The 7,415-nt window shown below is 53.6% G+C and carries 9 protein-coding genes; 5 read left to right on the top strand and 4 right to left on the bottom strand.

All coding sequences use genetic code 11. The annotated features are described in order from the left end of the window. The 3 genes from QNK41_RS06570 to QNK41_RS06560 all read left to right on the top strand — a co-directional run. On the top strand, positions 1–737 hold a 737-nt coding region (locus QNK41_RS06570; RefSeq protein WP_319254988.1), incomplete at its 5' end, for a lysophospholipid acyltransferase family protein. A 376-nt stretch (positions 738–1,113) separates the two neighbouring features. Continuing rightward, the gene (locus tag QNK41_RS06565) at positions 1,114–2,604 is read left to right on the top strand and encodes a B12-binding domain-containing radical SAM protein (protein ID WP_319254986.1); all 1,491 of its coding nucleotides are present in this window, start codon (positions 1,114–1,116) and stop codon (positions 2,602–2,604) included. Positions 2,605–2,730: 126 nt separating this feature from the next. Further along, positions 2,731–2,991 (top strand): hypothetical protein, encoded by a 261-nt coding sequence (locus tag QNK41_RS06560; RefSeq protein WP_319254984.1) that lies wholly within the window; start codon positions 2,731–2,733, stop codon positions 2,989–2,991. An 85-nt stretch (positions 2,992–3,076) separates the two neighbouring features. Here the strand turns inward: QNK41_RS06560 and QNK41_RS06555 are convergent, their stop codons facing one another. Further along, positions 3,077–3,424 carry a hypothetical protein gene (locus QNK41_RS06555; protein ID WP_319254982.1) on the bottom strand — a complete coding sequence of 116 codons (348 nt, stop codon included), beginning with the start codon at positions 3,422–3,424 and terminating at the stop codon, positions 3,077–3,079. Positions 3,425–3,460: 36 nt separating this feature from the next. Then, positions 3,461–4,015 (bottom strand): hypothetical protein, encoded by a 555-nt coding sequence (locus QNK41_RS06550; RefSeq protein WP_319254980.1) that lies wholly within the window; start codon positions 4,013–4,015, stop codon positions 3,461–3,463. 270 nt (positions 4,016–4,285) lie between these two features. On the opposite strand from QNK41_RS06550, the gene dnaK reads away from it, so the two are divergent. Next, positions 4,286–6,205 carry a molecular chaperone DnaK gene (dnaK, locus tag QNK41_RS06545; RefSeq protein ID WP_319254978.1) on the top strand — a complete coding sequence of 640 codons (1,920 nt, stop codon included), beginning with the start codon at positions 4,286–4,288 and terminating at the stop codon, positions 6,203–6,205. A 132-nt stretch (positions 6,206–6,337) separates the two neighbouring features. Here dnaK and vapC read toward each other — a convergent pair whose 3' ends face one another. Next, on the bottom strand, positions 6,338–6,739 hold the full coding sequence (gene vapC / locus QNK41_RS06540; protein ID WP_319254976.1) for a type II toxin-antitoxin system tRNA(fMet)-specific endonuclease VapC: 402 nt from the start codon (positions 6,737–6,739) through the stop codon (positions 6,338–6,340). After that, a complete protein-coding gene (locus QNK41_RS06535) occupies positions 6,723–6,971 on the bottom strand; it encodes a type II toxin-antitoxin system VapB family antitoxin (RefSeq protein ID WP_319254974.1) in 249 nt (82 codons plus the stop codon). Before QNK41_RS06535 ends, vapC begins: the two co-directional genes overlap by 17 nt. Positions 6,972–7,232: 261 nt before the next feature. Between QNK41_RS06535 and QNK41_RS06530 the strand changes: the two genes are divergently transcribed. Continuing rightward, the coding region (locus QNK41_RS06530) for a hypothetical protein (protein ID WP_319254972.1) at positions 7,233–7,415 on the top strand (183 nt) is incomplete at its 3' end.

Here is a 7,415-nt window from a genome sequence, read left to right as displayed (position 1 = left end):
TGATTGTCACCCTGATTCTGTGGAGCTACTACACGATCGGGTTTGTGATCCTGTTCGCGCCATTTTATGCCTGTTCCCGGCTGTTTTCAAGGGATGCAGCCCTGGCCTTTCAGCACCTCAATTCCCGGTTTTACCGGTGGTTTTTCGTGCTGCTGCGGTTGTTGGTGCCCGTCTGTCAATGGCGGGTGGATCCTGCGGTGAAGACGATCAGGGGCGCGGTGATTGTGGCCAACCACGTCTCCTACCTGGATCCGATTCTGCTGATATCTTTTTTTTCGCGCCACACCACCATCGCCAAACAGCGGCTGTTTCACATCCCGCTGTACGGTCGGATGCTGCGTCTTTCCGGCTACATCCCCTCGTCGGCCGATGGCGCTCTGGCGGACATCATGCTGGCCAGCATGGAAAAAATGCCCGCTTTTCTTTCCGGCGGCGGCAACCTGATCATTTTCCCCGAAGGCACCCGCAGCCGCGACGGGCAGATCGGCCTTCTGAACACGGGTGCCTTCAAGATCGCCCGGCTGTGCAAAGCGCCCATCCATGTGCTATACATCCAGAATACGGCCCGGCTCTTCCGGCCGGGACGGTTCCTGTTCGACACCCGCTCGGCCAATACCGTCCGCGTGGAACACCTGGCCTGCATCGAGCCCGGCTATAACGATCCCCATTTTTCCCTCAAGGATTTGATGGCGAGGGTTCGCGGGCTGCTGGAGGTTCGGCGGTCACGGGAGAGATAAGCGCGGTACGCTAATCCAACTTAGTTTTTTAATCCTGAAGTTCGTTTTTTTATGTCAGAAATTAAATGACAAATGCAAATAAATCACAATAGCCAAAAAACCAAATGACAAATAAATAACAATAACTAAAATTCAAAATTCCAAAACTTGTGATCTTGAAGAAAAGACATTCCAATTCGTTAAAGCGATAAGGGTTTTCGTTAAAACATTGCCAAAAACAATTGCAAATATCGATGATGGCAAACAATAGTTGGTTGTTGATCTTATTTGAGATTTGGATATTGTAATTTGGAATTTATTTGGGGTTTGGTACTTGTATTTTGTTATTTGATTAAGATTTGTAGCATGACAGACTTTTTTTTGTCATGGAGGTTTAATGAAGATCCTGCTTTTATCCATGCCCGACGTGGCGCCGGTGATCATGCACGAGTCGGCATTTCATATGCCCAACCTGGGCATCGCCAGCATCGGTGCCAATATCGACGACGGCCACGAGGTTTACATCGTTGACTTGATCCGCAAACGTCTGGGGCTGAAAAAACACCTGGTGCGCATACTCGGCGCGCTTAAGCCCGACCTGGTGGGCCTATCCACCATGACCTGGCAATACGCCACCTGCGTCAAGATCATCCGGCTGATCAAACTATCGCTGCCGGAGGCGAAGATCGTTATCGGCGGCTATCATGCCACGCTTATGTTTGAAGAGATTGCCGCCTCTGACGAGGCCCCAGCCATCGATTTCATGGTTCGGGGGGAGGGCGAAGAGGCCTTCCGGCGACTGGTCAGGTCTCTTGACGGCAAGGACCGCCTGGCGGATATTCCTTCGCTTTCCTTTAAGACCGACGACGGTTTCATCCACAACCCCAAAGGCGATCTGCTGGACCTGTCCCGACTCAAGCTGCCCATTCGCGACGAGCGGCGCCTGACCTGGGGCTACCACATCATGAACCGGCACGTGGAGGTGATGGAAACCTCCCGCGGCTGCACCCGCAACTGCAATTTCTGCAGCATCCGGCATATGTACGGGCGCTCCTTCCGGCCTTTTCCCATGCAGCGGATTTTAGCGGACATCGACGACATCTACCACAAGCGCAAGGTCCGCTGGATTTTCGTTTCCGACGACAACCTGGTGTTGGATCCCGAGCGGGTGATCCGGCTGTGCGACGCGATCATCGCCCGGGGTTACCGCAATTTGAACTTCGTGGTCCAGGCCGACTGCGTCACCATGTCCCGCAACGAGAAAATGGTGGCGAAAATGGCCAGGGCCGGCTTCAAGTCGATCTTTTTAGGCATGGAGAATGCCTCTAAAAAGAACCTGGTCGCCGCCAACAAGGGCGACATTCTGGCTGCCTCAAAAAAGGCGGTCGAGATCTGCCACAAATACGACATCATGGTCGTGGGGGGGATGATTTTCGGATTTCCGGACGATGGCGAAGCGGAGATCATCGAGAATTACCAATTTCTTAAATCCACCGGTGCGGACACCGCCTACTGCCAGATTCTCACCCCTTACCCCAAAACGGGCATCCGCCGGCAATTGCTGGACCAGGGACTGGTTACCAATCCCTACGATTATACCCGCTACAACGGCATGTGGGCCAACGTGAAGACCCGCCAGCTCTCTTCCGATCAGCTGCAGTACCTGTTCTGGTACCACAACCAGAAGATCATGGGCTGGTGGAATCCGTCCGAACGCATTCGGTCCCAGGGCCGGTTATGGACCTCCATCTGGCTGTATGCCTTCAAACCCCTGCTGAAGGTGATTATCGCCCGGAAGCAAAAACGGATCGGCTGGCGGGGGCGGTTCGAGCAGGAGATCAAGACCCGGGCGGCGGTGAACCGGTTTGCGGATTTGGATGACCTATAGGCTTTAAGACAATTCATTCGGTCGGCGTTATCGGTCGTCGCAGTATCACCCAATGCAGCTTCCTCCCTCTGGTCTTGCCAAATTAATTGTCTTAACGTCTATATTGGGCTGATATGGAGGAATACCATGAACCTGGATACAATCGTTTTCAACGACATCACTGTGGGACGGATGCTGTTCTGGGTCGCCGTTGTTGTGGCGATCTACATGGTGCCCAAAATGGTGCCCAAACTCTACAAGCTGATATTCGGCAAAAAAAAAGTGAATCTTCAGCACACCGTCTACTTTGCTTGCAGCAACTGCGGGTGGGAAGGCCACATCAGCAAATTCGGCACGCGGTGCCCTAAGTGTGATGCGTCGGCTGCAATTTCCGGGGAAACGGATTGATGCAGGAAGCTTTAGGTAACCAAGGAAACCAGTTGTGGTATTTCCGATCGACGAGTTTATTGGGGTTCATTGCAGTCATCCCAACCTACGGATTAACCGCCAGAATTTTATAATCGCAAACAATAAAAATGTCGGTCACGGCGCTGCTTACCGCGTTAACCAGGTTACTGGGCAAACTGATTGCTATCGATTGCTGCTCAGCGCCAACGGGCAACGCAAAGTTCGCGGACGCCAATCCAAGGGCAGGATCTTCGGAAAAGGAAACTGTATAAGGAGTGGTGCCCTCAGAATCGGCAAAGTCCGGTAACACCACGTCATCCCACCCGGAAACAACAACCGCTTTCCCGCTAAGCACTCTAAAAAACTGAAATACAATGGACCAAGGCCGATTGGCGCTCTGCCACCAATGGGTTAGAATCGAAAAGTAAATCACGGCCCTACCGCTGTGTGGCCGAGTGCAATCGTGTATTCAACACCCTTCTGAAGATTCTGGCTTTTTCCGCGGCCATTGTTCCGCCCGCGCCTTGATGATTCTCAACCACTCCTTTCTGATCCATCCGCTGAACGGTGATATCAGCATCCAGTAGATGCGAAATCGGCGACGGCTGGTTTTGTCGGGACAGTATACTCGTGTCTCCGTGGTCACCCGGCAACTGGCTTCTGATAGAGGCGTAAAAGCGATGTTGAATGCCGCTTTGGCCAGTCCCGGTTGGTGAAACGCAGCAAACCCGGCGGCATCTACTTTTTCTAGATAACCGGAGGGCGTCCAGAATCGGCCGATCAGGCCGAGTAAGATTTCCTGTCCGGCATCGTCGGCCAGCAAAACGAAACCGCTGTCGATCATGCCGTCCAGTGTCAGGCCTTTAGCGGGCATGCCGCGCAGGCGATAGAGCATGCGGATGATTGTTGATTCGTGCATGTCCAGGTGGCGTGCGGCAGTGTAGGCCCGCATCACCGAGGCCTGAACGGTTGTTTCGTATCGGGCCATGACGTCATATTGGGGTAGGAACTGATCAATATACATGCTGTATCGACTCCGAAGGTTACCCTAAAAGATGAACGTCCAACATCGAACGTCCAACGTTGAACCTCGAATAATGATGTCGCTCTGCTTGGCTATTTTTTAATAACATTCACCCAGTATGGCAAGAGGCATAGGATAAAAAATTACTAATTAAAAAAATATAAAAAAGTAATGAACATAAATTGACATACACAAAAAACGAATTATGGTTAGCTCAGTAAAATTAAACACGGGCCCGGCAAGGCGCCCGAATATCAGGAGGAACAGAAAGTGAGCAAAACCATCGGAATCGATCTTGGAACAACCAACTCTTGCGTGGCCATCATGGACGGCGGCGACGCACGGGTCATCACCAATGCCGACGGCGGGCGAACCACGCCGTCCATGGTGGCAATTTCCAACAGTGGTGAACGGCTGGTGGGCCAGATCGCCAAGCGCCAGGCGGTAACCAACCCGGAGAACACGGTCTTCGGCGTCAAGCGGCTGATCGGCCGCAAAGCCGACGCCAGCGAAGTGATCAACGATAAGAAAAACCTGCCCTATGCCGTGACCCAGGCGGAAAACGGGGATGTTCGCATTTCCCTGAAAGGGCGGCAGTACAGTCCGGCGGAGATTTCGTCATTCATCCTGGCGGATTTGAAAAAATCGGCGGAAGCTTATCTGGGCGAACCGGTCACCGATGCGGTGATCACCGTACCGGCCTACTTCAACGACAGTCAGCGCCAGGCCACCAAGGATGCGGGCAAGATCGCCGGATTGAACGTGAAACGTATCGTCAATGAACCCACGGCGGCATCCCTGGCCTATGGGCTTGACAAGAAAAAGGAAGAGAAAATTGCCGTATTCGACCTGGGTGGCGGTACCTTCGACGTTTCTATTATGGAGATCGGTGACGGGGTTTTCGAAGTCAAAGCCACCAACGGCGACACCCACCTGGGCGGCGAGGATTTCGACCTGCGTATCATCGACTATCTGGCCGCTGAATTCAAACGGGAGCAGGGCATCGACCTGCGCGGTGACAAAATGGCGCTGCAACGCCTGAAAGAAGCGGCGGAAAAGGCCAAAATGGAGTTGTCCAGCGCCATGGAGACGGATATCAATCTGCCCTTTATTACCGCAGACGCCAGCGGACCCAAACACCTGAACATCAAGATGACCCGGGCCAAACTGGAAGCCCTGGTGGAAGATCTGCTGGACCGCATAGACGGACCCTGCCGAAAGGCAATGAAAGACGCCGGGTTTACGGGAAGCGACATCGACGAGGTGATCCTGGTGGGAGGCATGACGCGTATGCCTGCGGTTGTGCAGCGGGTGAAGAGGCTTTTCGGCAAGGAGCCCAGCAAGGGCGTCAATCCCGATGAAGTGGTGGCCATGGGCGCCGCCATTCAGGGGGCCGTGCTGCAAGGTGATGTCAAAGACGTGCTGCTGCTGGATGTGACCCCGCTGTCGCTGGGCATAGAAACCCTGGGCGGTGTAATGACCAAACTGATCGATAAGAACACCACCATCCCCGCCCGCCAGAGCCAGGTTTTCTCCACCGCCGAGGATAACCAGCCGGCCGTGACGGTTCATGTGCTCCAGGGCGAGCGCAAGGTGACGGATGGCAACAAGACGCTGGGCCGCTTCGAACTCACCGGCATCCCGCCGGCACCGCGGGGGGCACCCCAGATCGAGGTGGCCTTTGACATCGACGCCAACGGCATCGTGGAGGTGTCGGCCAAGGACCAGGCAACGGGCAAGCAGCAGAGCATTCGTATTACCTCGTCTTCGGGTCTATCCCAAGCGGAAATCGACCGACTGGTGAAGGATGCCGACTTGCATGCCGATGCCGACAACCGCAAAAAAGAGTTGGTAGATGCCAAAAATGAGGCCGATGCGCTAGTCTACTCGACGGAAAAAACGCTGAAAGAGATGGGTGCCAATGTCGACGGCAGTCTGCGCATGGAGATTGACGACGCGATATCCAACCTGAAACAAGCCATGCAGGGCGACGACGCCGCTGCGATCAGGCAGACCACCGACGTGCTCACCCGTGCCTCCCACCGGCTGACCGAGTCCATGTACCGGCAGTCGGGCAACCCCCCCCAGGACGGTGGGCCGCAGACAGACCCGGGTGCCGGAGGGCGGGCCGGCGCAAATTCACCGAGGGACGAGGACGTGGTGGACGCCGAGTATCAGGAAGTGGCCTGATCAACCCTTGGTTTACCTTCACCGCATGCCTACAAGTGCCGCATGCAATCAAAAAAGCCGGGCAGTCGCCCGGCTTTTACAATTCTAAAAACAATATCGCCACTATTTTGTGCTGCGAGCATTCATTGCGGCCTAATTGGCCCAGTTCTGCACCTTTAAACCCGAGATCCGGTTGAATTCTTTTTCGTTATTGGTCACCAGAATCAGCTGCCCAGCCACGGCCTGGGAAGCAATCAGCAGGTCCAGGGGGCCGATGGGCTGACCACGCATTTCCAGTTGAAATCGAATCCTGCCGAAGGCACTTGCGGCGCTTTGGCCAAAACCAACGATATCAAAAGGCGCAAGGAACGCATCCAGGCGGCCTTGATCCATCCTTGGATGCCCACTTTTTTCTACGCCGTATTGAAGTTCTGCAACGGTGATTGAAGAGACCCCGATGTCGCCCACTTCAAATTTTTTAAACTTACTGATGACACCCGGGGGGCGTTGGTTCATGATGTAGATACAGATATTGGTGTCAATCAAATATTTCATCGATCCCTGTTCGATGCTGTTGGTTTACCAGTTGATTGCGTTCGGTCATAAAGGGTTCTCGGAGGTCCAGCAGGTTTTTCTCCCAAACATCCCAGCAGGACTTTGTTTTTGGAATTAATAGCAACCCGTTAGCGGTTTTCTTGATATATACCTCATCTCCTTCAAATCTGAATGCCTTGGGTATTCGAACGGCCTGACTTCGGCCATTGGAAAAAATTTTTGCTGTATCCATGTGGACCTCCAATTAAGCTTGGTCTATACCCGGTAGTATATACCATTGTTATCACCTGTCAATTCAAATAAACGCCGCAAGACGGTAACTTTCGTTTCCCGGAACGCAGCAGGGATGGCTGTCAGCGGGTGTATTCGTTAAAAGGCGACTGGCGGCGACGAGAACTTGACCCCTCTTCGGGCAGATGCTATTGACGCCGCTGAAGGGGCTTTGTTAAGCGGTCATTTTACCTGTTTGCCTTATTGATGAATCGAGGACACGATGAAAAAAATAACCCCCCTGGCGATCCTGACTGCCGCAATCATTCTTATTGCCGGCTGCGCCAACAATCCAGACAAGATCAAGATCCCCAGGGACGCTGCTGAGATGACGGTGGAATTTTCCTGGGAAGGAATCGCAGCCTGCACCCATGATTCTCCGGAACTCCGAGTCTCAGCCGTTCCG

The organism is Desulfosarcina sp. (genome assembly GCF_033791525.1).
Lineage (GTDB): Bacteria > Desulfobacterota > Desulfobacteria > Desulfobacterales > Desulfosarcinaceae > Desulfosarcina.
The sequence above is the reverse complement of the archived record's forward strand: the minus strand, read 5'-3'. Positions and strand labels throughout refer to the sequence as shown.

Bases quoted from the DNA above. Each gene is read 5' to 3' on its own strand.
- QNK41_RS06565 (WP_319254986.1), top strand. From the start codon at position 1,114: ATGAAGATCCTGCTTTTATCCATGCCCGACGTGGCGCCGGTGATCATG.
- QNK41_RS06560 (WP_319254984.1), top strand. From the start codon at position 2,731: ATGAACCTGGATACAATCGTTTTCAACGACATCACTGTGGGACGGATG.
- QNK41_RS06550 (WP_319254980.1), bottom strand. From the start codon at position 4,015: ATGTATATTGATCAGTTCCTACCCCAATATGACGTCATGGCCCGATAC.
- vapC (WP_319254976.1), bottom strand. From the start codon at position 6,739: ATGAAATATTTGATTGACACCAATATCTGTATCTACATCATGAACCAA.
- QNK41_RS06535 (WP_319254974.1), bottom strand. From the start codon at position 6,971: ATGGATACAGCAAAAATTTTTTCCAATGGCCGAAGTCAGGCCGTTCGA.